The following is a 23,864-nucleotide window of genomic DNA, read 5'->3' as shown; positions in this document are numbered from 1 at the left end:
TTTGCGCATATTGCTGATCAAGACTTCATCGCTGGGCGACGTGATTCACGCGTTGCCGGCGCTGACCGACGCCGCCCGGGCCATTCCCGGAATCAAGTTCGACTGGGTGGTGGAAGAAGGCTTCGCCGAGATTCCGACCTGGCACCCGGCCGTGGGCAAAGTGATTCCGGTGGCGATCCGCCGCTGGCGCAAGAACATCTGGAAAACCATCACCAGCGGCGAGTGGAAGCGCTTCAAGCAAGCGGTACGCGCGCAGAAATATGACTTGGTAATCGACGCCCAGGGCCTGCTGAAAAGCGCCTGGCTGACGCGCTACGTCAAAGCCCCGGTGGCCGGTCTGGATAAAGGCTCGGCGCGCGAACCAATCGCTGCGCGGTTCTACGACCGCAAACTGGCAGTGGCGCGTGGTCAGCACGCGGTTGAACGTGTGCGTCAGTTGTTCGCCATCGCTTTAGGCTATGACTTGCCGAAAGGCTTGGGCGACTACGGCCTCAACGTCGAACCTCTGGTCGAGTTGCCACGCAAGAGCGCCTACGTGGTGTTCCTGCACGGCACCACGTGGGACACCAAACACTGGCCGGAAGCCTACTGGCGCGAGCTGACCGAACGCGTCGGCTACCTCGGCGTCGGCATCAAGTTGCCGTGGGGCAATCCGCTGGAGAAGGCCCGCGCCGAGCGCATCGCTGCCGGTTTCAAACACGCCGAAGTGCTGCCGAAACTCAATCTGGCCGGGGTCGGCAAAGTCTTGGCCGGCGCGCAGGCTTGCGTGGCGGTGGACACCGGTCTGGGCCACTTGGCCGCTGCGCTGGATGTGCCGACGATTTCCCTGTTCGGCCCGACCAATCCGGGCCTGACCGGCGCCTATGGCAAGCTGCAGATTCATCTCGGCAGTGACTTCCCGTGCGCGCCGTGCCTGCAAAAGAAATGTACGTATCAACCGACCGCGCAGGATGCCCGTCAGTTTGACCTGAAACGCGAGTGGCCTCTGTGCTTCACGCGTCTGAATCCCGAGCGTGTCGCCAGCCGTCTGAGCACGTTGTTAATGGCTGAGGAGCTGCGCTGATGCAATTGGCTTTTGTCCTGTACAAATATTTCCCGTTCGGTGGTCTGCAGCGCGATTTCATGCGCATCGCCCTCGAATGCCAAAAGCGCGGCCACAAGATTCGCGTCTACACGCTGATCTGGGAAGGCGACGTGCCGCCCGGTTTCGAAGTGCTGGTGGCGCCGGTCAAGGCGTTCTTCAATCACCGCCGTAACGAAAAACTCAGCGCGTGGATGGAGGCTGATCTGGCCAAGCGTCCGGTGGATCGTCTGATCGGCTTCAACAAGATGCCGGGGTTGGACGTGTATTACGCCGCCGACGGCTGCTTCGAAGACAAGGCGCAGAACCTGCGCAACTCGCTGTACCGTCGCTGGGGCCGCTACCGGCATTTCGCCGAGTACGAGCGCGCGGTGTTCGCCAAAGACGCGAAGACCGAAGTGCTGATGATTTCCGAAGTGCAGCAGCCGCTGTTCATCAAGCATTACGACACGCCGCTGGAACGCTTCCATTTGCTGCCGCCGGGCATCGCTCAGGATCGTCGCCGTCCAGCGGATGCCGACGAGATTCGTGCCGGGTTCCGCGCCGAATTCAATCTGAAAGACGACGAATTGCTGTTGGTGCAGATCGGCTCCGGGTTCAAGACCAAAGGCGTTGATCGCAGCCTCAAAGCACTGGCCGCGCTGCCAGCCGAATTGAAGAAACGCACCCGGCTGTTTGTAATCGGCCAGGATGACCCCAAATTGTTCCAGATGCAGAGTGCCACGCTGGGGCTCGGCGATAACGTGACGTTCCTCAAAGGGCGCAGCGATATCCCGCGTTTCCTGCTCGGCGCCGATCTGTTGATCCACCCGGCGTACAACGAAAACACCGGTACGGTGCTGCTCGAAGCGCTGGTCGCCGGGTTGCCGGTGCTGGTCAGCGCGGTCTGCGGTTACGCCCATTACATCGCCGAGGCCGACGCCGGGCGAGTGCTGGACGAACCGTTCGATCAGGCGCAGTTGACGCAATTTCTGACTGAAATGCTGCACGACGACGCTGCACGGGCGGCCTGGAGCCGCAACGGTCTGGCCTTTGCCGAAAGGGCCGACCTCTACAGCATGCCGCAGCACGCGGCCGATGTGATTCTGGCGGAGCACGCTTAAATGAAGTTGATGCTGGCTGAACCGTTCAAAAGCCTTTGGGCTGGCCGCGATCCGTTCGCGGAAGTCGAGGGCTTGCAGGGCGAGGTATACCGCGAGCTGGAAGCTCGGCGGACTTTGCGCACGGAAGTCGACGGCAACGGATTTTTCGTCAAGATCCACAGGGGTATCGGCTGGGGCGAAATCTTCAAAAATCTGCTGACCGCCAAGCTGCCGGTGCTCGGCGCGGGCCAGGAGTGGAAGGCGATCCAGCGTTTGCAGGAAGTCGGCGTGCCGACCATGACCGCCGTCGCATACGGCGAGAAGGGCAGCAACCCGGCGGATCAGCATTCGTTCATCGTCACCGAAGAGCTGGCGCCGACCGTCAGCCTCGAAGACTTCAGCATCGACTGGATCAAGCAGCCGCCGCAGCCGAAACTCAAGCGCGCACTGATCGCCGAAGTCGCACGCATGACCGGCATGATGCACCGCGCCGGGGTCAACCACCGCGACTGCTACATCTGCCATTTCCTGCTGCACACCGACAAACCGGTGACGGCTGAAGACTTCAAGCTTTCGGTGATCGACCTGCACCGTGCCCAGACCCGCACGAAGATCACACAGCGCTGGCGCAACAAGGATCTGGCCGCGCTGTACTTTTCCGCGCTGGACATTGGCCTGACTCACCGCGACAAACTGCGTTTCCTAAAAGGCTATTTCCAGCAACCGCTGCGCCAGATTCTGGCGGAAGAAGCAGCGCTGCTGAGCTGGCTCGAAGGCAAGGCCAACAAGCTTTATGCGCGCAAACAGCGTTACGGGGATGCGCTCTGATGGCCGGTTGGACTTTAGAGCCTGAGTACAGCGACCTCGCAGAAGATTTTGGCAGCCTTGAAGCGGTGTTCGCGTTGCAGGGCGAGCGCCTGACCTGGGATCCGCTGTCCGAGGTGATTCGCGTGCAGCGCAATGGCGTCAATTATTACGTCAAGCGCTACGTCGGTGCCGGCAAAGGCTTGCGCCGTTATCTGGGCAAACCTCGGGTGAAGATGGAGTGGCAGAACCTCAAGCGTTTCGCCAAATGGGGCATTCCCACAGCCGAGGTTGTGGCTTGGGGCCTGGAACGCAACGGCATGGCGTATGACCGTGGGGCGATGATCACCCGCGAATTGCCGCGTACCGAAGACCTGTCGGCGCTGGCTGATCGCAATGATCCAAAACTCAAGGATCGGGCCTGGGTCGATGGTGTCAGCCGCCAGTTGGCCGCGTATACCCGCGTGATGCATGACCATCGCTTCACCCACAACGATCTGAAATGGCGCAATTTGCTGATCGACGATCAGGCACAGCTGTTTCTGATCGACTGCCCGAACGGCGATTTCTGGCGCGGGTTCTGGCTCAAGTACCGGATCACCAAGGATCTGGCCTGCCTCGACAAGGTGGCCAAATATCACCTGTCGAGTACCCAGCGCCTGCGCTTTTACCTGCAATATCGCCAGCGTGACCGACTGAATGCCGCCGACAAGAAACGCATTCGTCACGTTGTGAGATTTTTCGAGGGACGCGAATGACTGATTTTCTCGCCGCTGAAGACCGGGCGCTGCTTGAGCGCCACGGCCTCGGTTCCTTCGACGCACTCTGGGCCAAACAGCTCGAAGCGGTGGATGAGCCGAACACCGCCGGCGGAGGCTGGAGCAGCGTGTTTCGCCTCGAGGTTGAAGGTCACGCCTATTACCTCAAGCGCCAGAGCAATTATCTGACCCGCACCTTGCATGCGCCGTTCGGCGAGCCGACCTTTGCCCGGGAATTTCGCAACATCAGTCGCTACAAAAAGCTCGGGATTCCAGCGTTGCAAGCGGTGTTCTTCGGTCAGCGCAAAGTCGAAGGCGAAGTCCGCGCGATCCTGCTGACCCGTGCCCTCGATGGCTGGGACGATCTTGATTCGCTGTTGCAGCGCTGGTCGAGTCTGAGCGCTGCGCAGCAATCGGCGATTCTCACGGCCTGCGGTCAACTGGCGCGGTATCTGCACGGTGTGCGTCAGGTGCATGGCTGTTTTTATCCCAAGCACATTTTCTTGCAGGTCGATGGCGCGGGCTATCGAGCGCAGCTGATCGATCTGGAGAAAACCCGGCCATTGCTGTTCGGTCAGCGTGACCGGGTCAAGGATCTTGAACCGCTACTGCGGCGTGCACCGCAGTGGAGCGAGGCGCAACAGCGCGAATTGCTCGCGGTATATCTTGAGCAATCGACCGACAGTTCGCTGGTCGACAGCTGGATCACGCGGCTGACCGCGCGGCGCAGCTACAAGAGGGCGCGCTGATGCAGCTGTCCGACCTGAAAAATGCCGGGCGCACGCCGAGTCTGCCATTGACTGTCTCGTTGGCGGATGCGGCGGGCACGGCGGATTTGCAGTTGCTCAGCCTGCTGCGAGTATTGCCGGGCCAGCGTTACGTCGGTGCCGGCGTGTGGCGCGGGCGTCCGGTGCTGGCCAAATTGCTGGTGGGCAGCAAAGCTGCGCGGCATTTTCAGCGTGAACTGCAAGGCGTGAAACTGCTGGCCGCGCAGGGCCTGACCACGCCGCTGCTATTGGCCGATGGTTTGAAGGACGGTGAGGGCGGCTGGCTGCTGTTCGAATTCCTCGAAAACGCGGAAAGTCTGGGTGATGCCTGGCAGCAAGTCGAAGCATTGCCGGTGCTGGCAGATGAGCAAACAGCCGTATTGGCCGAAGCCCTTGGCGCTATTGCTCAACTGCACGGCAAAGGGTTGTGGCAGGAAGATCTGCATCTGGATAACTTGCTGCGCCACGGCGGTCAGTTGTACTTGATCGACGGCGCCGGCATCTGCGCCGAAAGCGCGGGCCAACCGTTGTCGCGTCAGAAAGTGCTGGAAAACCTCGGGGTGTTTTTCGCCCAGTTGCCCAAGGCGCTGGAACCGTTCACCGAAGAACTGCTCGTGCATTACCTGCTGAGCAACGCCGAGCATGCATTGCCGCTGGAAGCCTTGCAGAAGCAGATCGACAAAGTCCGCGCCTGGCGTTTGCGCGACTATCTGATCAAGGTCGGGCGTGAATGCACGCTGTTCAGTGTCCAGCGCGGCGCGTTCGGATTGCGCGCGATTCGCCGCGAGGAAGAAGCGGCGATGCTGCCGGTGCTCGAGCAGGCCGATGCCTTGCTCGATCAGGGCCATCTGTACAAGACCGGCGGCGCGGCGAGCGTCGGAAAGGTCGAAGTGGCCGGTCGCGCGCTGGTGATCAAGCGTTACAACATCAAGGGGTTCGCCCATTGGCTCAAACGTTTCTGGCGTCCGAGCCGCGCCTGGCATTCGTGGCGTGAAGGCAATCGCCTGGCCTTCCTCGGGATCGCCACGCCGAAACCGCTGGCGGTGCTGGAGACGCGGTTTTTCTGGCTGCGCTGCAAGGCTTACCTGGTGACGGAATATCTGCCGGGGCCGGACATCATCGAGCGGTTTGCGCCGTACGTGGAAAACGGCGATGCGCCGGAAAATGAATTACTCGCGCTGGATAACTTGTTCGCGCGGCTGATTGCCGAGCGCATCAGCCATGGCGATTTCAAGGGCCACAACCTGTTCTGGCACGAGGATCGCTGGGCGCTTATCGATCTGGATTCGATGTGCCAGCACGGCTCCGTGGGCAGCTTTGCCCCGGCCTATGCGAAGGATCGCGCGCGGTTCATGCGTAACTGGCCGGAGAGCAGCGCGTTGTATCAACTGATTGATCAGCGTTTGCCCAAGGATGTGTCGGGCGCTGCGTGATTTATCTCGCATGCCTGTAGGGCCATTCCGCAAAAAATTCTGATGGGGCATGTGGCGACAAATCCTTGTGACTTGTCCTACAGCCTCTACAGAACCCATGAACTGCCCCTCCTTCAGGCCCGATGCTAATTTGCCCCAACGTTTGTGGAGGGCAAATCTTGAGCATAAAAACGGCTGTAACCATCGGCGCTTTTTCCTGGGCTTTATCCGGCTGCGGCACCGCCGTCACGGTGTTGCAGGATGATGAAGGCGCTACGCGAAGTCTGAGAAAACAAAAAACCTACTGCCAATCCATTCCACGCGTTTACAGCGGTCTGGCCCACGGCTTCTGTCTGTTGCATGCGCCTCCCGATCCCACGGGCATTCTGGTGCCCGTCGTCCTGCTTGACCTGACCCTGTCCGGGGTACTCGACACGGCGTGCCTGCCGTACACGATCTATCGCCAGACGGTGGATGGGAGCATCAGCATTTACTGGCGCGTGGGTCGCAGATAGCCCGCCAGGACGGGGTTCACCGGGTTGAAGAGCCTGGGTCAATTCGCACAGGATTATTCCAGCCACGTTTACGCTATAATCCCGCCCTTTAGCTGTCACTCGCCCGGTGCGAGGGCACATTAATTTTCGAGGCGCCTTGCGCCTGAATGCAGACTAAAGAGGCTAGACCCCTGTGGCATTGACGATTCTTGGCCTGTCCGGCGCCCTTAGCCATGATCCTTCCGCAGCCTTGTACATCGACGGCAAGCTGGTCGCGGCGGCTGAGGAAGAGCGCTTCGTACGCGATAAACATGCAAAGAACCGCATGCCCTACGAATCGGCAAAGTTCTGCCTGGAACAAGCCGGCATCAAGCCTTCCGACGTTGACGTGGTGGCGATTCCTTTCGCCCCGATCAGCCTGTTTGGCAAGGCGCGCTGGCAGTACGCCAAGCGTTACTGGTACGCCCCGGATCGCGCCCTCGATGCGATCCTGATGGGCAACCGTCGCTACAAGCGCTATCGCAACAAGATCGTCTTCTGCCTTGAGCAACTGGGCTTCGATCCGAAAAAAATCAAGATCGAGCCAGTTGAACACCACTTGGCTCACGCTTCCAGCGCCTATCACTGCTCGGGTTTCAAAGAGAAAACCGCGATTCTCGGTATCGACGGCAAGGGCGAATACGCCACGACCTTCTTCGGTTACGGCGAGAATGGCAAGATCCACAAGATCAAGGAATTCTTTGATCCGGACTCCCTCGGCGGCCTCTACGGCGCAATCACCGAGTTCCTCGGTTTCGATATGCTCGATGGCGAGTTCAAGGTCATGGGCATGGCGCCGTACGGCGACGCCAGCAAATACGACTTTTCGCGTCTGGCCTCGTTCGAAAACGGCGAGCTGGTGATCAACACCGACTACGCCAACGTCATCGGCCTGCGTCGTTACAAAGAGAAGGGCAAAGGCTATTACTTCTCGCCGAAGCTGATCGAGTGGCTGGGACCGAAGCGCGAAGGCGACATCGCCGACGAGCCGTACATCCACTACGCGGCGAGCATTCAAGCGCTGTTCGAAAAAATTTCGCTGCAGATGATCGACCACTACCTGGGCGACGTGCTCAAGGAAACCGGCAAGCTGGCCTACGCTGGCGGCTGTGCGTTGAACGTCAAGCTCAACCAGAAAATCATCGCGCGTGACGACGTAAAAGAACTGTTCGTGCAACCGGCGTCCGGCGATGCCGGCACTGCGGTTGGCGCGGCAGCTTACGTGTCGCACGCTCGCGGAGTACCGGTCGAGAAGATGGAACACGTCTACCTCGGCCCGTCGTACAGCAACGAAGACGTGATCGCTGCCTGCGCCCGTCATGCGAGCAAGCCGGCCTGGCGCAAGCTCGACAACATGCCGGAAAACATCGCCAAGATCATGGTCGACGGTAACCCGGTAGCCTGGTTCCAGGGCCGCATGGAGTTTGGTCCGCGTGCCTTGGGCGGTCGCTCGATCATTGGTTGCCCGAGCGCAATCGGTGTGGCTGACCGCATCAACCACCAGATCAAGTTCCGTGAGCGCTGGAGGCCTTTCTGCCCGTCGATGCTCGACACCGTCGCTCCGCAGATGATCAAGATCGATCACCCGGCGCCGTTCATGACCTTCACTTTCGAAGTGGCTGAAGAGTGGAAGACCCGCGTGCCGGAAGTCGTCCACGAAGACGGTACGTCCCGGGCTCAGGTGCTCAAGCGCGAATACAATCCGCGCTACTACGACATGATGAAAGCGCTCGAAGTGCTGACCGGTAACGGCGTGTCGCTGAACACCTCGCTCAACCGCCGTGGCGAGCCGATGATCTGCTCACCGACCGATGCGCTGAACATGTTCTTCGGTTCCGATCTACAGTATCTGATCATGGAAGACATCCTGGTGGTCAAAGAGGGCGCAAACGCTTATGACACGCTCGGCTGAACGCCATGTGTTGCAGTTCTGCCACGGCTATGACGGGCCGTTCCTGGACTGCGCGCGGCAGTATGCCAGCCTGTTTGTCGGCACCGGCTATCGGGTCACCACGGTCTTCCTGACCGGGGCGGCTGATAGCGAGGTGGCCGCGGCCTGCGCTTCCGATGAAGTGTTATTCATGGAATACAGCTCCAAGGCCATTCGTGGCCTGAAGCTGGGCGCCATTGGCGATCTGCGCAAGATCGCCGCTTCACGCAATTTCAGTTTCTGCATCGCCCATCGCTTCAAGCCGACCTACATCGCCTTGCTCGGCACCTCGCTGCCGGTGATTGGCGTGCATCACGCGTTTGACGATTACAAACGCGGCACGCGCCGACTGTTTGCGCAGTTCTTTCGCAAGCGTCTAAGTCTGCTTGGCGTGTCCGATTCGGTGCGCGACAACATGCGTCGCTGCTTGCCGAAGTGGCCGGCGGAACGTATTCAGACCCTGTACAACCGCATCGATGTGCTAGCGCTGCAGACCCGTCAGGTGTCAGTTCGCGAAGCCCGCGAAACTCTCGGTCTGGCATCCGATGCATGGATTGTCGGCAACGTCGGTCGCCTGCATCCGGACAAGGATCAGACCACGTTGCTGCACGGTTTCGCCGCGGCATTGCCCGGTTTGCCAGCCAATAGCCAACTGGTGATCCTCGGCATCGGACGTCTGGAGCAGGACCTCAAAGAGCTGGCTCGCGAGTTGGGTATCGGTGACCGGGTGCTGTTTCTCGGTCAGGTACCGGAAGCGCGCATCTACTTCCGCGCCTTCGATGTATTCGCTCTGAGCTCCGATCACGAACCGTTCGGCATGGTGCTGCTGGAGGCCATGGCCGCCGGTGTGCCGTTGCTCGCCACGGCGTGCTCCGGGGCCAGGGAAGTGGCCGAAGGCGTGGGCATTCTGTTCCCGGTCGGCGATGCCGAACGCTTGGCTCAGGGGCTACAACATCTGGCCGCGATGGACGATCATCAACGTCGGCAGTGTGCCGAAATGATGCTCGACCGCCTGCGTGAGCGCTTTTCCGACCGCGCGGTGCGCGAAATCTTCTGGCATTTGCCACAAGTTACCGATCTGGCACCGAGGGGCTGATGCTCAACCGATTTCAAGGCTGGCGTGAACGTGGCTGGTCGCTCGTCGACGCCTCAACTTATGCGCAGGCCTGGCAGCGTTTTGGCGGCAGCGTCGCGACCCATCCTATGGTGGTTGAGCGTCTGGCGGATCTGGCCGGCATTCCGGTGCGTTATCTGGCCTGGGAGCAGCAGGGCGAAATGCAAGCCGCGATCCCGACCTGGGGCCGCGATCTGGCACTGTCCAAGGATGTGCTCAAGCGCAATGGCAAAAAGGGCCTGTTTGATCTCGGTAACGCCGAGCTGATCCTGCCTGCCGCCGCTGACGCTCAGGCACCGCTGCGTCATCGCGGGCGCTACCTGTCGCAACTCAACGAAACTCGTTTCAGCGGTCTCAAACCGCAGACCGAACAACTGGCGATGGCCCGAACTCCCGAAGAACTGTCGAAGAAGTTTCGCTACAACCAGCGCCGCGAATTGCGTCTGCTGGAAGAGGCCGGCGGTGTGGTGCGACCGGTCAGCGAGTTTTCCAGCAGTGAACTGGCAGCGATCTACTGCGATCTGTTTCAGCGTCGTTGGGGCTTTCCTGCCACTGGCGCGGCGCGCATGGCTGAAGTCATCGAGCTGTTGCGCGAACTGTTGATCGGTTCGGTGATTTTCCTCAACGATGCGCCGATTGCGATCCAATTGGTGTATCGCGTCGAAGCCCCCGAGTGGATCAGCGTCGAGTACATCAATGGCGGCGTCGATCCCGAAACCCGTGAGTTCAGCCCCGGCAGCGTACTGAGTTTCCTCAACACGCAAAGCGCCTGGGAACATGCCCGCGCGCTGAACAAGCCGCTGCGTTTTTCCTTTGGTCGCGCCGACCGTGAATACAAGGATCGCTGGTGCAATCCTGTGCCGGTGTTCACCGTATGAGTCAGCCCATGAGCCGCAAACAGCAACTGCTCAAGCGTCACCGTCGCAACAAGCGTATCGGTCTGTTGATTGCGCTGGTCGGGTTGATTGCCTTCGGCGTTGTGGTCGTCTGGTGGTTGCCGCTGGTGCTGGCAGTCGTCGGCTGGATCGCCCATGAAGCCTGGTTTGCCGACCATTTGTTCTATTCGCCTAAAGACGATTACCAATACAGCTTTCCTCCCTATACCCCGCAGCCGAAAGTGCATTTGAGCGGTGAGCAATTGCGCCTGGACGAGGGCGTGATGCTGGTCGACGATGCCACGCTGATTCTCTCCGTACGGGTGAAAAGCTCTTGGCTCGGACGTTTTCTCGATCCGCGCGTCGAGTTGATCGGCGGAACCAATTCCGACGTGCAGACCTTCGAGCGAGGCGTTAACGGTTTGCGTTATCTGAACCTCAGCGGTCAGGCGCAGGCCTTGTCGCAAGGTCAGCTGCGCCTGCGCGGGCGCTATTGCCGAGTCTCTGGCGAACCCGTCCTGTGGGCGCTGGAACAGCCGGACTACCGCCGTCAGCGAGTCATGGTCATCGCCCCCCACGCCGACGATGCCGAGCTCGCCGCTTACGGTTTGTACAGCCAGGCCGATGACGCCTGGATCGTCACCCTGACGGCCGGCGAGATCGAAGCCGAGCACTACCAAAAGCTCGGCCTGAACCAGGTCGAGGCGGCACGGCTCAAGGGCCGGCTGCGTGCCTGGGACAGCCTTGCGGTGCCGCGCTGGGCCGGTGTGCCGCCGGAGAACTGCGTACAGCTTGGCTATTTCTGCCTGCAACTGGCGGCGATGCAAGCTGCACCAAGCCAGCCTGTTGGTTCGCGCGAAGCGGATTTGAACGACACTCGGCTGTTTCGCCAACTCAATCCGTTCACCTTGCCCGGCGATGCCGACGGCGCACCGACCTGGAACAATCTGCTGGCCGACTTGCGCGAAGTGCTGATCCGGGCGCGCCCGAGTGTGATCGTGCTGCCTCATCCGACGCTCGATCCGCACCCGGACCATATCTGTGCCCAACAAGCTGTGCTCGAAGCCCTCAGCGGTCTCGACTGGCAGCCAACGCTGCTGGGTTACGCCAATCATTTGCACGACAACGACCGCTGGCCGATAGGTGATTCCGGCCAAGGCATCGCACTGCCACCGGCGTTTGACGCATCGGTAGCGATGCAGCCGTTGTGTTTGCCGTTATCAATCGAGCAGCAACGCGATAAAGCCATGGCGCTGGGCATGATGCATGACCTGCAACCGCCGGCACCTTTCAAGCGCCGCTTGCGCCGGTTATTCCAGCGTTTTCTAGCTTGCAGGGCACCGTCGGTGTACGGCGAGAACGAATTCTTCAGAAAAGCCGTCAGACGCCATGAGTTGTTCTGGCTTTTGAAGCATGGTGAAACACCTGTGAAGCAGAATTGAAGCCATTCGCGGCTTAGCATTGACGTGTGTTTGATAGCGCCGGTGATTTACTGTGATCAATCCATACCCTCGGATTCTGTTTCTGATTCCGTATTTTGGCCAGTGGCCATTCTGGATGCCGTTCTTCCTTGAAAGTTGCCGGCACAATGCCGACATTGATTGGCTGCTGTTCAGTGACTGCGGTACACCGCCGAATCTGCCGCCCAACGTCACGGTCGAGGCCATGACGTTCGACGATTACTGCGGGTTGGTGTCAAAACGGCTGGGGATCGATTTCGCCCCTCGGGCGGCTTACAAGCTGTGCGACATCAAGCCTGCGCTTGGCCACATCCATGCCGATCGACTGCAAGGCTATGACTTTTGGGCATTCGGCGATATTGACCTCGTATACGGTGACCTGCGAAGTTACTTCACGCCCGATCGACTGGCCGGATATGACCTGTTTTCGACCCATGAACGACGGGTTGCCGGGCATCTGTGCCTGATGCGCAATACGGCGCGCAAGCGTGAGCTGTTCATGAAGATAAAGAATTGGCGACTGCGGTTTACCGATCAAGAGCACCATGCGCTGGATGAAGGAGCATTCAGTCGAATTTTTCTCTGGCGCAAGAATTTTCCCGAGCCGCTGTTCACTCTGGTGGGCAAGTTCAATCCGTGGCGTCGCCGCAGCGAGTTCACTGAGGCATTCAGTACACCCGGGGGCTGCATCAAGTGGCACGATGGCACCGATGATTTTCCGCGCCGCTGGTTTTGGCGCAATGGCAATTTGAGCAACGATCGCGATCGCGATGGCGATCGCCGGTTTCCGTATTTCCATTTCGTCTGCTGGAAGCGCAACGAATGGTCACGGTTACCTCAACCCGATCCGGCCGAGATCAGGCGCATTGCTGCCGATCCCGCCTGGATCATTGATGCAACGGGTTTTCACCGGGGAGATTTATGAGTCAACGGTCAAAGGTTCTGCAGCTGCAGCCAGACTACAACGTCAAAGCCCATGATTTCGCCGACCTCGCGGAGCAGATTGTCAAAGCCCTGCCGGCTGATCGCTTTGAGGTAACCGCAGCGTTTCTGCGCGGCAAACCAGGGCCAGGCGAGGCTGTCAGCCGGGCCGACCGTTCGGTGTATTTCGAGTTTTCCGACAAGTCGCTCAAGGGCCTGCGCTTGCGCGCGATGTGGGCGCTGTACAAGTTCTGTCGTCAGGAAAAATTCGACGTAATTATCTGCAACCGCTTCAAACCGGTGAACATGATGCTCACGCTCAATCGCTGGCTGAAAGTGCCGCTGTGCATCGGCATCTCCCACGGCTTTGGCGAATACGACCGCTTCTACCGGCGCCGTCAGACCCAGCGTCTGATTGATCGGCACTGGCGTTTCGTCGGCGTCTCGCCGGCGGTCAAGCAGTACCTGCTGGACTGCAAGTGCGGTTTCACCGACGCCAACACCTGGGCCATCACCAACGCCATTGATATCGAGCAGGCCGAAGGTTTGCAGCACAGCCGTGAGCGCGCTCGCGAGTTGCTCGGCATCGATCCGAATGTGCGTCTGATCGGCGCGCTGGGGCGATTGGTGTCGGTCAAAGGTCATACCTATCTGTTGCAGGCTTTCGCCGCACTTAAAGACAAATACCCCGACACGCAGTTGGCGATAATCGGTGCCGGGCGCCTGCAGGCGCCGCTGGCGGCCGAGATCGAGCAGCTTGGTCTGGTGGGACGTGCGCACTTGCTGGGCTTCAAGGAAAACGCCCTGCAATACGTGCGCGCATTCGATATCTGGACCATGCCGTCGCTGGCTGAAGGCCTGGGGTTGGCATTGCTTGAAGGCATGAGCGGGCACTTGCCGGTGATCGCTTCGAATGTGCCGGCAATGGTGCCGTTGATCGAAGGCGCTGGCGGTCTGGCGATTACGCCCAAAGACGTATCGAGCCTGGTCGCAGCGCTGGACACATATCTGGCGCTCTCGGATGAAGAGCTCAAGGCCAAGGGCGCTCAAGCCTACCGCTATCTGCAGGAACAGCACGACATAGAAGTGTTCCGTCAGGAGTACCTGGACCTGATTGACTCCGGCCTCGATCAAGCTCGCAAGGAACGCCCATGAGCGACACACAACCCATCGTCACGGTCATTATTGCGTCGTACAACCACGGCCCCTACATCGAAGAAAGCATCCTCAGCGTCATCAACCAGAGCTACAAAAACATCGAGTTGCTGGTGGTCGACGATGGTTCGCAGGACGACAGCGTCGAGCGCATCACGGCTTTGCAGGCGCTGCACGGATTCGATTTTCGAGTGCAAGAGAATCAGGGCCTGACCAACACGCTCAACGGTGCAATCGCACGTGCCAAAGGCAGCCTGATCGTACCCTTCGGTTCGGACGACATCATGTACCCCGACCGTATCGCCATCCAGGTCGCGCATATGGACGGCAAGCCTGAGGTGGGCATTTGTGCCGGTAACATCGAGCTGATTGACGCCGAAGGCAACTTGTATCCGGAGAAGCGTCAGCGCCGTGACGTGCCGTTCCGCCGCATCGATTTCGACGACATGTTTCTCGAGCGCAAACCCTATCCGCCGGCGCCGACGCTGATGATCCGTCGTGAAGCGCTGGAAAAGGTCGGCGGTTTTGATCCGACGATTCGCCTGGAGGACTTGCTGATCGAATTGAAGGTCACTCGCGCCGGGTATTTCATTGATGGCTTGAGCGTGGTGATGGCGCGCTATCGCAAGCACGCCTCCAACTCCTACAAGAATCACCGTTTCATGACTGACAACATTCTGCGCACCTACGCGTTGTTCAGCGATCATCCGCTGTACGACGAAGTGCGCTACAAGTTTCTCAGTTCGATGTTCCTCAAACTCGCCAACCGCGACCGCGCAATGGCGCGTGAGCTGCTGGCGCAGATTCCGTTTCGCGCGTGGAACAAGAAGACCTGGCGTGGATTGGGGCGCCTGTACTTTTCACCACTGGAAAAGGACTGAGGCTAACCCCGCTCGCGATCAGTTGACGGGGGCTGGAGTGCTGCCAGCCAGGACTTGCCTGCGCAAGTTATCCACCGCTGATTTCGACGCCGTTACGGCATACCCTTCAAGCAACGCATCAAGGTGTTCTTCGAACAGCCAGCGTTTGTCCACGGTGTAGCGTTGCATGTGGCGCAGATTTCGTTGGCGCAGCGAAAGGCTCAGGGGGGACGGGTAGACCCGCAGGTCGGCCAGATCAATCAGACCGAACTCACCATCCTCCAGAACCAGCACATTGCCCAGATGCAGCGAGCGGAAATACACGCCTTGCTCATGCAACTGCGCCATGAATTTGCCGAAGCGTTCCACCAGCGCGCCGCGCACCGCTGGTGCTGTGATGCTTTGCAGAACCTGGCGCAACGTGTGGCCCGGCAGTGGCTGGTAATGGACCGCGCTGCTGCCGTCCTCGAGGCGATACAGATTCAACACCTGTGGCGTCGGAATGCCCATGGTCCGCAGCTGCTCGCTGTTAACGGCAAAACGCTCGGAATACGGGTTGAAACTGCCCGACGTGTACCAGCGGCGGCGGCGGAACAGTTTGAGGAAACTGCCGTCAACCAGACGCAGCACTTTGGGGCCGAGGCCGTCTTCTTCGATCACCTGGGCATTGCTGCTCAGTTGTTGCAGGTCGGCCGGCGCGAGCTTTTGTACCGGCATCGCCAGCAAGCGTCGTGCGCGCTGATTGATGCTCAGCGCTGCGATCAGCGCCAGTGGAATCCACAGCAGAAACCAGTGCTCCTTGGGCCGCGAAATGATCCCGCCGCCCTCGGTCAGACCGGCGCCGATGCCGAACACCAGCCAGGTCGAGGCAATGATCAGCAACGGTTGCACGCGTTGGCGCCAACTGCTGAGCAAGCCCCAAGCCTGGAAAAACAACCACGGCAGCAGGCCGAGGATGCCCACGTAATAGAGCACGCCCAGCGCAAAGCTGTGTGGCTCTTCAAAGCTGTAACCGACGCCGGGATCAATCGCCAGGCTGGCGTTGTAGCCATGTCCGATCCATGGATGTTCGGCAATCTTTTGCAGGGCGATCTGCCAGATTTCGAAGCGATAGGAGTCGCCGCGCTCGATGAGCATTTTCGAGAACAGCGCGATCACCGCGATGCCGCTGGCGGCCAATGTACCCAATAGCAGCAAAGAGCGACGATTCCAGCAGATAAAGCCGAGCCAGAGCGCGGCCATGGTCAGTGCTACCAGCGGCGTTCTGGAGCCGGTTCCAATGACTGCCGCGAACATGATCAACATTGCCGGTACGCTCAGCCACAGTACACGGCTGTGCTTGCAGGTCATGCTCAGGCTTAACCAATAGGCACAGAAAAAACCGAACAGGTGCGAACTGAGCAGCGGATTGTCGAACGCTCCGCCACCGATCAGACGCATACCGGGCGTGTAGTAGTAAATGAACGGAATGATAAAACAGACCGTCGCGACCAATGCGACCAGCGCGGCGGAAAATAGCAGCGGGGCGAGGATGTCATTGCAATAGCGCACCAGCAGATAGCAACCGGCGAACAACATGATGGTGTGCAAGGGGGCCTTGAAGCTGCCGCTGATCGGCTCGTCACTCGGCCCCCAGCAGAGGCTGAGCAAGGCCCAGGCGGCGAACGTCAGTAGCGCGATGAAAATCGGTTCGCGCAGCAACTCTTTCAGTGCCCGCGGACGCAGGCACAGGGCAATCAGCGTCGGGATGCTGAACAAGCCATAAAACAGCTTGTGATGCAGGCTGCGGCCCGGCAGAAAGAACAGCGCGCACAAGAGCAAGAAATAACCGATGGGCAGAATCCACAGGCTGATGAAATCGAAAACTCGATTGGACGTATTGCTGAAGCCGCGAGATTGCATGCTGTGAGATTCAATCCTGAAGTTGATCGGCCATTTCGATGATGGCTATTTGATGCTGAAAAAGACGTCTAACAATAACAGCCTTTGCCCGATTGCCAGAACCCCGAAGAAGCTGTGCTAAAGTCACCGTCCTTTTTCTCGACCTTTCGCGTGATATGACCGACTCCAGTCCCGCTGCAAGCCCTTCGAGCTTGAAAATCTACTTCCGCCTGCTCGGCTATGTCCGGCCGTACATCAGTCTGTTCCTGATCAGCATCGTCGGTTTCCTGATTTTCGCTTCGACGCAGCCGATGCTCGGCTACATCCTCAAGTACTTTGTCGATGGCCTGTCCAATCCCGAAGCGGTGCTGTTCCCGAGCGTGCCGTACCTGCGTGATCTGCAGCTGTTGCAGGCCGTTCCGCTGCTGATCATCCTGATCGCCGCGTGGCAGGGGCTGGGATCTTATCTGGGCAACTATTTCCTCGCCAAGGTTTCTCTCGGTCTGGTGCACGACTTGCGGGTACAGCTGTTCAACAACCTGCTGGTGCTGCCGAACCGCTACTTCGACAAGCATAACTCCGGTCATCTGATTTCCCGTATCACCTTCAACGTGACAATGGTCACGGGGGCGGCAACGGATGCGATCAAGGTCGTGATTCGTGAAGGCATGACGGTGATCTTCCTGTTCGCCTCGTTGCTGTTCATGAACTGGAAGCTGACGCTGGTGATGGTCGCGATCCTGCCGCTGATTGCGATAATGGTGCGCACCGCGAGCAAGAAATTCCGCAAACAGAGCAAGAAAATCCAGGCGGCCATGGGCGATGTGACCCACGTCGCGTCGGAAACCATTCAGGGGTATCGCGTGGTGCGCAGCTTCGGCGGCGAAGTCTATGAAGAGAAGCGCTTCTTCGACGCCAGCCAGGGCAACACCGATAAACAGCTGCGCATGACCCGCACCGGGGCGATCTATACGCCGCTGCTGCAACTGGTGATCTACAGCGCCATGGCGGTGCTGATGTTCCTCGTGCTGTATCTGCGTGGCGACGCTTCGGCGGGTGACATGGTTGCCTACATCACATTGGCCGGCCTGTTGCCGAAACCGATCCGCCAGTTGTCCGAAGTCAGTTCGACCATCCAGAAAGGCGTGGCCGGGGCGGAAAGCATTTTCGAGCAACTGGACGTGGCCCCAGAAGTCGACACCGGTACGGTCGAGCGCGATGCGGTAACCGGTCGTCTCGAGGTGCGCAATCTGTGCTTCACCTATCCGGACACCGAGCGGCAGGTGCTCGACGACATCAGCTTCTCGGTCGAACCGGGGCAGATGGTCGCGCTGGTCGGACGTTCGGGCAGCGGTAAATCGACCCTGGCCAACCTGATTCCGCGTTTCTACCACCACGACAAGGGCGAGATCCTGATCGACGGTGTGGAAGTCGAGCAATACAAGCTGCTCAACCTGCGCCGCCACATCTCGCAAGTGACCCAGCACGTCACGCTGTTCAGCGACACCGTGGCCAACAACATCGCCTATGGCGATCTGGCCGGTGCACCGCGCGAAGACATCGAAAAAGCCGCGCGTGATGCCTACGCCATGGATTTCATCGCGCAACTACCGGAAGGCCTGGATACTCAGGTCGGCGAGAACGGTGTATTGCTCTCCGGTGGTCAGCGTCAGCGTCTGGCGATTGCCCGCGCGCTGCTCAAGAATGCCCCGCTGCTGATTCTCGACGAGGCCACCTCGGCCCTCGACACTGAATCCGAGCGGCACATTCAGGCAGCCCTCGATCAAGTGATGAAGGGCCGCACCACGCTGGTGATTGCCCACCGTCTGTCGACCATCGAAAAGGCCGATCTGATTCTGGTCATGGATCAGGGCCGGATCGTCGAACGCGGTACGCATGATGAGCTGCTGGCACAAAACGGCTATTACGCGCGGCTAAATGCCATGGGCCTCGACGCTCCTGCCGCAGATATCGCCTGATCCGACCCGAAATCACCGGGCGTGCAATGCGCCCGGCGATTCTTTCCAAGACGCTCCGTGCTCAAAAAGTGCACAAAAAAACCACCTGTTTCATCCTGTTGCAGCCAGCACGCAAGCCTGCGCCCACCCTGTGTTAATATCGCGCCCCTGTTCATTTTGTATGTGGGTTGCTCCATGAAGTTGTCCATGCCGCGATTCGATCAAGCCCCTGTCTTGGTGGTCGGCGATGTCATGCTCGACCGTTACTGGCATGGTGGAACCTCACGGATTTCCCCTGAGGCGCCGGTTCCGGTCGTTAAAGTCGAGCAAATCGAAGATCGTCCAGGCGGTGCCGCCAACGTTGCCTTGAACATTGCCGCGCTGGGTGCGCCGGCCTCGCTGGTCGGTGTGACCGGCGATGACGAAGCCGCCGACAGCCTGAGCAACAGTCTCAAGGGCGCGGGCGTGCGCGCGTTGTTCCAGCGCATTGCGCACCAGCCGACCATCGTCAAGCTGCGGGTCATGAGCCGGCACCAGCAATTGCTGCGTATCGACTTTGAAGAACCGTTCGCCACTGACGCGCTGGCGCTTGGTGCACAGGTTGACGAACTGCTCGAAGGCATCAAAGTGTTGGTGTTGTCCGATTACGGTAAAGGCGCGCTGAAAAACCATCAGGCGCTGATTCAGGTTGCCCGCGCCAAAGGCATTCCGGTGCTGGCCGATCCGAAGGGCAAGGACTTCTCGATCTACCGTGGTGCCAGCCTGATCACCCCTAATCTCAGCGAGTTCGAGGCGATCGTCGGCGGTTGCGCCGATGAACACGAACTGGTGAGCAAGGGCGCAACGCTGATGCACGATCTCGACCTCGGCGCGCTGCTGGTTACGCGTGGCGAACACGGCATGACTTTGCTGCGTCCGGATCATCCCGCTCTGCACTTGCCGGCACGTGCGCGTGAAGTATTCGACGTGACCGGTGCTGGCGATACAGTGATTTCCACTCTGGCCGCAGCGATTGCCGCTGGCGAAGAACTGCCGCATGCGGTGGCCTTGGCCAATCTCGCGGCGGGCATCGTGGTCGGCAAGCTCGGTACGGCGGCGATCAGCGCTCCGGAACTGCGCCGTGCGATTCAGCGCGAAGAAGGTTCCGAGCGTGGCGTGCTGGGTCTGGAGCAACTGCTGCAGGCAGTGGCCGATGCCCGTGCGCACAACGAGCGCATCGTGTTCACCAACGGTTGTTTCGACATCCTCCATGCCGGTCATGTGACCTACCTCGAGCAGGCTCGGGCCCAAGGCGATCGATTGATTGTCGCGGTCAACGACGATGCCTCGGTCAGCCGCCTGAAAGGGCCTGGCCGACCGATCAACAGCGTCGACCGGCGCATGGCCGTTCTGGCAGGTCTGGGCGCCGTGGACTGGGTCATCAGCTTCCCGGAAGGCACCCCGGAAAATCTGCTGCGCGAAGTAAAACCCGATGTATTGGTCAAGGGCGGAGACTATGGCGTCGATCAGGTAGTGGGTGCGGATATCGTGACAGCCTATGGTGGTACCGTTGCGGTGCTCGGGCTTGTAGCAAACAGCTCGACGACTGCGATCGTCGAAAAAATTCGCAGTCGTTGATCTCATGGATCTTTACCACAGCGCGCAGCGTGCGAATCAGATTCGCCTCGGGAATCGCCATGTAGGCAATTTCGGCGGTGGCGCACCTGCTTGCCTCTGTAGCGTGGTCAATAAACTATGAAAGTCATGCTTCTGGTCATGGACGAACAGCGTGTCATTCTGGATCGGCTCTACGAAATTGCGCAGCAGAACTGTGACGAATGTTTGATCTTCCGTTTGAGCAAACAGCAGCAGATGAACCTGGGGCCATTTCTTGCTTCGGTTGATTATCAGACCTTCGATCGTGTGGTGATTTTCTCCCGGGTCAAACGCCTGGCCCCGCAACTGCGGGTGCTCAAGTGCATCCCCGGTCTGGTCTTTCTTGAACACGATGCCTACCAGAACTACATGCCAGCGAGTAAGTACCGGCGTGTTTACTCGCGTCTGTACAAGCGCCTGCCGAGCTGCCGAGCCGTGGTTTCCGGGGCGGTCGTGGCGCAGCGGATGCAGGCTGAAGGCATCGACACGGTGTTCGTTTCCAAGGGCTACGACGAGCAGATGCTGCGCAATACCGGCGTCGAGCGCGACATTCCCATCGGTTTCCTTGGCAGTCTGAAAAGCACCGAGTACGCCCAGCGCAAGGCGTTGCTGGAGGCGCTTTCCCGGCGTACCGGCATGCTGGTGACCCGCACCAAGTCGGGTACCGAGTATCTGGAAACGCTCAATCGCATCAAGATTTTCGTCAGTGCCGATATCGGCATGAACGAGTTCATGATCAAGAACTTCGAAGCGATGGCTTGCGGTTGCGTGCTGTTGGCCTGGAGCCAGGGCGAGGAAGACCGCCTGCTCGGTTTTGAAGACATGCACAACACGGTGTTCTATCGCAGCGAAGCCGAGGCTGTGGAAAAGATCAAAATGCTCCAGGACGATCCCGAGCTCGCACAGCGGATCGCCGCCAATGGTCAGGCGTTCGCGCAAAGCCGCTACTCTTTCGCCCGCGTCGGTCAGACGCTTGCCCGCGAGATCCAGCGCGAAATGCGTCCGTGGCAGCCGCCTTCCGCGCTCGTGCGGTTGTGGGTGAAGTGGCGTTACGGCATGAAGGTTCCGGTCTAGATGACGGAGCTATCGCCGCAGGCTGCCGAACACATGGCGCTGGATGCACTGCCCGGCGGTCACCAGTCGGTGTTGGAAGCATTGCCGCAAGAATTGCGGGCATGCTTGCAGCGAGCTGCTCGTGTGGTGCTGATCGCCAACAATCCTGCAATTACCCTCGCGGACTTTCAGGCGCTCGACATCGGTGCTGATGACGTAGTGGTCAGCTTCAACAACTGTATCAAGGCACCTTTGCTCAATGAGCAGAGCGTCAATCTGTTCGTGCATGGTTTCAACGCGCCAGACGCGTATTTTTTTGGTCTGCCTTACGCGCCGGATGTGCAGCAGCTCTTCGAGCGGGCGGCCGAGCGTTGCTTCACGCTGTTGGTCGGTTGTGCTGCACCGATGTGTCCGTTGCCGCGAGTGGCCATGTACTGGGATCGCATTCCGTTGCCGCCGCTGTGGAACTACCCGGTCGACCGGCCAGGTGGCAAACGCTACGTCGGGCCTTCCACTGGTTTCAATACGTTGGTGCTGTTCGACTGGCTGCGCAGCCACAGCGGTTATGGCTTTCAGTTGATGACGCTCGGATTTTCCAACGAGGCCGGCAAACTCTGGGGCGGACATGCCTGGGATTACGAGCGCGAATGGCTGCAGAAGTCCGACGTCATCGTTGTTCCGCTGCAACCGCGGCGCTGGTGGCAGAAGCTGTTTCGCCGCAAATAGACAATCCCCGGTTCGCGCCTGGCAAGGCATCGAAAACCGGCCGAATGACGTGATCAAGGTGCTGTGCAGTGTTGAATATTGCGGTGGCTTTTTTCGGGATTCCGAGAAATTCGCAGATCTGTTTCCCTTCCATTCAAGAGAAGGTGTTGGCGTCACTGCCTGCGGACAGCAACGTCAAATGCTTTTATCACCTGTACAAAATCGACCAGATTCAGAACACCCGCTCCGATGAGCGCGGCGAGCTGAGCGCTGACAACTATCAGGTCTTCGAGTCGATGACTGGCACGCTGACCTCAACCGACGGCGTGCTGGAGCGTTGGGACTTTGAACAGGTCAAGGCGCAGGGCGATACCTGGGCGGATGATTACGCATCGCTACGCAACCTGATCTACCAACTCAATTCTTTGCACGCCGTGACCACCATGATGGAGTCGTTCAATCCGGATTTCGTCGTGTTCGTACGGCCGGACAATTTCTTCCATACAGCGCTTCCGGCGTATGTCTTCAAGCAGCCGGAAGCCCGGCGGCTGAATGCCTACATTCCGGACTGGCAGTGGTGGGGCGGGCTCAACGACCGTTTTGCCATTTGCGGTCGCGACACCTACGTTGCGTATGGCAAGCGCGTCGAGAAAATATTCGAATTCTGCAAAGCCACTGGCAGGAAGCTGCACTCCGAACGCTTGCTCAAATACGCGCTGCAACAGGCTGACGCCAAGGTCTGCGCCATGGCCACGCAGGCCTCGCGGGTGCGCATTACTGGCGCGTTTGCCGAGGAGTCGTTCTCGCCCAAACGTGGCATGGGCAAGCGCGAGAATCGCTATTTCCACTTGTTTGCCCGGTTACGTACCGGCCTCGACAAGCTGCGCAACGGCTAGCGTCAAGCCGCGTCACTTCTTGACCAGCCCCACCATTCGCAACGCCTTGATGCTCAGTTGCTTGAGTCCCGGGCGTGTGACTTTGGGCGCGGCGAAACCTTGTTGCACCAGCCAGTCTTTCCAGCGAATGCGCTCCTCGCGCACCACCCAGCCTTGCTGAGCGGCGAAGCTCTCGGCCAGATACAGCCCACGGGTGCTGGCCGGCGTGAGCTTGTCGCGCTTGAGGGTGTACAGCTCGGCCAGCGGTTGACCGTCCTGCAAGGGCATCAGATACAGATCCGGCCGCTTGCGATCAAGCCGTGCGACCAGTTGGTCGCCCTCCAGTCGCTCATCGACGTGGAACAGACTGAGGTTCTTGGCTTCCTTGGGTACGTCCAGCCGCAAGTCGTAGATCAACTGCAATGACGCGGTCGGCAAGTGCACATAGGCACGCGGCCGCTCGATCAATTGCAAATTGGCACAGCGCACCGGACGCGCCGAGCCGGACAGCGGCGTCAGGCGAAACGGCAACGCCTCGCGATAGTGCAGGGCGGTGGCGTAGGGCGCTGGCAGCCAGGTATCTTTGAAACGCCCGCCGAGCCAGCCTTCCGGGGTTTCCAGCAGGCATTCCTCCGCGACCTCCTGGATCGCCGTGTGCAACGGCAGATTGAGCTCATGCGCCGGCACGTAACCGGAAATCAGCTTCAATACCACGTCGCCGCGATCCTGTCGGCGCTGGCGCACCAGCACCCAGTAATCGCGATTCTGCCAATGCAGGGTCAGGCGTACCGAAACGCCGAGGTTGGCCAGTTCCAGCGCAAAACGCTCGGCGTCCGGCACCGTGACCGGACGCCTGCGTTGCAAAGTCTGGGAAAAATTCAGCGGCATGCCGACGCTCTGATAGGTCAGGCCTTCCGGGGTCGCTTCGACGAACAGTGGCAGGGTCTTGAAGTTGCTCGGGTTCTTTCTGATGAGCGTGCGCGGCATGTCGGCTCCAGCTTAGGG

The 23,864-nt window shown here is 59.6% G+C and carries 21 protein-coding genes; 19 read left to right on the top strand and 2 right to left on the bottom strand.

The annotated features are described in order from the left end of the window. Position 1 precedes the first annotated feature (1 nt). The 14 genes from waaC (at position 2) to ACOI8A_RS16200 (ending at position 14,773) form a co-directional block, all read left to right on the top strand. The gene (gene waaC, locus ACOI8A_RS16265; RefSeq protein WP_420646956.1) at positions 2-1,063 is read left to right on the top strand and encodes a lipopolysaccharide heptosyltransferase I; all 1,062 of its coding nucleotides are present in this window, start codon (positions 2-4) and stop codon (positions 1,061-1,063) included. Then, positions 1,063-2,184, top strand: coding sequence for a glycosyltransferase family 4 protein (locus tag ACOI8A_RS16260; protein ID WP_420646957.1), 1,122 nt, complete (start codon positions 1,063-1,065; stop codon positions 2,182-2,184). The genes waaC and ACOI8A_RS16260 overlap by 1 nt, the downstream gene beginning before the upstream one ends. Next, positions 2,185-2,991: a lipopolysaccharide core heptose(I) kinase RfaP gene (gene rfaP, locus ACOI8A_RS16255; protein WP_420646958.1), complete on the top strand. Its 807-nt coding sequence runs from the start codon at positions 2,185-2,187 to the stop codon at positions 2,989-2,991. Then, positions 2,991-3,725, top strand: coding sequence for a lipopolysaccharide kinase InaA family protein (locus ACOI8A_RS16250; protein WP_420646959.1), 735 nt, complete (start codon positions 2,991-2,993; stop codon positions 3,723-3,725). Before rfaP ends, ACOI8A_RS16250 begins: the two co-directional genes overlap by 1 nt. After that, a complete protein-coding gene (locus tag ACOI8A_RS16245; RefSeq protein ID WP_420646960.1) occupies positions 3,722-4,474 on the top strand; it encodes a lipopolysaccharide kinase InaA family protein in 753 nt (250 codons plus the stop codon). The genes ACOI8A_RS16250 and ACOI8A_RS16245 overlap by 4 nt, the downstream gene beginning before the upstream one ends. Beyond that, a complete protein-coding gene (locus ACOI8A_RS16240) occupies positions 4,474-5,925 on the top strand; it encodes a lipopolysaccharide kinase InaA family protein (protein WP_420646961.1) in 1,452 nt (483 codons plus the stop codon). The genes ACOI8A_RS16245 and ACOI8A_RS16240 overlap by 1 nt, the downstream gene beginning before the upstream one ends. A 158-nt stretch (positions 5,926-6,083) precedes the next feature. Then, on the top strand, positions 6,084-6,419 hold the full coding sequence (locus tag ACOI8A_RS16235; RefSeq protein WP_420646962.1) for a YceK/YidQ family lipoprotein: 336 nt from the start codon (positions 6,084-6,086) through the stop codon (positions 6,417-6,419). A 172-nt stretch (positions 6,420-6,591) separates the two neighbouring features. Continuing rightward, the gene (locus ACOI8A_RS16230; RefSeq protein WP_420646963.1) at positions 6,592-8,349 is read left to right on the top strand and encodes a carbamoyltransferase; all 1,758 of its coding nucleotides are present in this window, start codon (positions 6,592-6,594) and stop codon (positions 8,347-8,349) included. Continuing rightward, positions 8,333-9,463 carry a glycosyltransferase gene (locus tag ACOI8A_RS16225; protein WP_420646964.1) on the top strand — a complete coding sequence of 377 codons (1,131 nt, stop codon included), beginning with the start codon at positions 8,333-8,335 and terminating at the stop codon, positions 9,461-9,463. Before ACOI8A_RS16230 ends, ACOI8A_RS16225 begins: the two co-directional genes overlap by 17 nt. Beyond that, entirely contained in the window at positions 9,463-10,359 is an 897-nt protein-coding gene (locus tag ACOI8A_RS16220) for an antimicrobial resistance protein Mig-14 (RefSeq protein WP_420646965.1), read from the top strand. The genes ACOI8A_RS16225 and ACOI8A_RS16220 overlap by 1 nt, the downstream gene beginning before the upstream one ends. A gap of 8 nt (positions 10,360-10,367) precedes the next feature. Then, positions 10,368-11,798 (top strand): PIG-L deacetylase family protein, encoded by a 1,431-nt coding sequence (locus tag ACOI8A_RS16215; protein ID WP_420646966.1) that lies wholly within the window; start codon positions 10,368-10,370, stop codon positions 11,796-11,798. Positions 11,799-11,850: 52 nt separating this feature from the next. Beyond that, positions 11,851-12,741: a DUF6625 family protein gene (locus tag ACOI8A_RS16210; RefSeq protein ID WP_420651283.1), complete on the top strand. Its 891-nt coding sequence runs from the start codon at positions 11,851-11,853 to the stop codon at positions 12,739-12,741. Further along, positions 12,738-13,892 (top strand): glycosyltransferase family 4 protein, encoded by a 1,155-nt coding sequence (locus ACOI8A_RS16205; RefSeq protein ID WP_420646968.1) that lies wholly within the window; start codon positions 12,738-12,740, stop codon positions 13,890-13,892. The genes ACOI8A_RS16210 and ACOI8A_RS16205 overlap by 4 nt, the downstream gene beginning before the upstream one ends. Next, positions 13,889-14,773, top strand: a complete 885-nt coding sequence (locus ACOI8A_RS16200; protein ID WP_420646969.1) for a glycosyltransferase — start codon at positions 13,889-13,891, stop codon at positions 14,771-14,773. The genes ACOI8A_RS16205 and ACOI8A_RS16200 overlap by 4 nt, the downstream gene beginning before the upstream one ends. 18 nt (positions 14,774-14,791) lie before the next feature. On the opposite strand, the gene ACOI8A_RS16195 is transcribed toward ACOI8A_RS16200, so the two are convergent. Continuing rightward, positions 14,792-16,654: an O-antigen ligase family protein gene (locus ACOI8A_RS16195; RefSeq protein ID WP_420646970.1), complete on the bottom strand. Its 1,863-nt coding sequence runs from the start codon at positions 16,652-16,654 to the stop codon at positions 14,792-14,794. Positions 16,655-16,809: 155 nt separating this feature from the next. Here ACOI8A_RS16195 and msbA point away from each other — a divergent pair, with 155 nt between their 5' ends. The 5 genes from msbA (at position 16,810) to ACOI8A_RS16170 (ending at position 22,880) form a co-directional block, all read left to right on the top strand. Continuing rightward, positions 16,810-18,612 carry a lipid A export permease/ATP-binding protein MsbA gene (gene msbA, locus ACOI8A_RS16190; protein WP_420646971.1) on the top strand — a complete coding sequence of 601 codons (1,803 nt, stop codon included), beginning with the start codon at positions 16,810-16,812 and terminating at the stop codon, positions 18,610-18,612. A gap of 174 nt (positions 18,613-18,786) precedes the next feature. After that, on the top strand, positions 18,787-20,208 hold the full coding sequence (gene hldE, locus ACOI8A_RS16185) for a bifunctional D-glycero-beta-D-manno-heptose-7-phosphate kinase/D-glycero-beta-D-manno-heptose 1-phosphate adenylyltransferase HldE (protein ID WP_420646972.1): 1,422 nt from the start codon (positions 18,787-18,789) through the stop codon (positions 20,206-20,208). A gap of 117 nt (positions 20,209-20,325) precedes the next feature. Beyond that, positions 20,326-21,300 (top strand): glycosyltransferase family protein, encoded by a 975-nt coding sequence (locus ACOI8A_RS16180; protein WP_420646973.1) that lies wholly within the window; start codon positions 20,326-20,328, stop codon positions 21,298-21,300. Then, the gene (locus ACOI8A_RS16175) at positions 21,301-22,005 is read left to right on the top strand and encodes a hypothetical protein (protein ID WP_420646974.1); all 705 of its coding nucleotides are present in this window, start codon (positions 21,301-21,303) and stop codon (positions 22,003-22,005) included. A gap of 68 nt (positions 22,006-22,073) precedes the next feature. Beyond that, entirely contained in the window at positions 22,074-22,880 is an 807-nt protein-coding gene (locus ACOI8A_RS16170; protein WP_420651284.1) for a hypothetical protein, read from the top strand. Positions 22,881-22,892: 12 nt separating this feature from the next. On the opposite strand, the gene ACOI8A_RS16165 is transcribed toward ACOI8A_RS16170, so the two are convergent. Beyond that, positions 22,893-23,846 (bottom strand): metal ABC transporter ATPase, encoded by a 954-nt coding sequence (locus tag ACOI8A_RS16165; RefSeq protein ID WP_420646976.1) that lies wholly within the window; start codon positions 23,844-23,846, stop codon positions 22,893-22,895. Positions 23,847-23,864 lie beyond the last annotated feature (18 nt).

The organism is Pseudomonas sp. P4795, from assembly GCF_048822895.1.
In the GTDB taxonomy this organism is placed as follows: Bacteria; Pseudomonadota; Gammaproteobacteria; order Pseudomonadales; family Pseudomonadaceae; genus Aquipseudomonas.
This window is presented reverse-complemented; position numbering and strand designations above follow the sequence as displayed.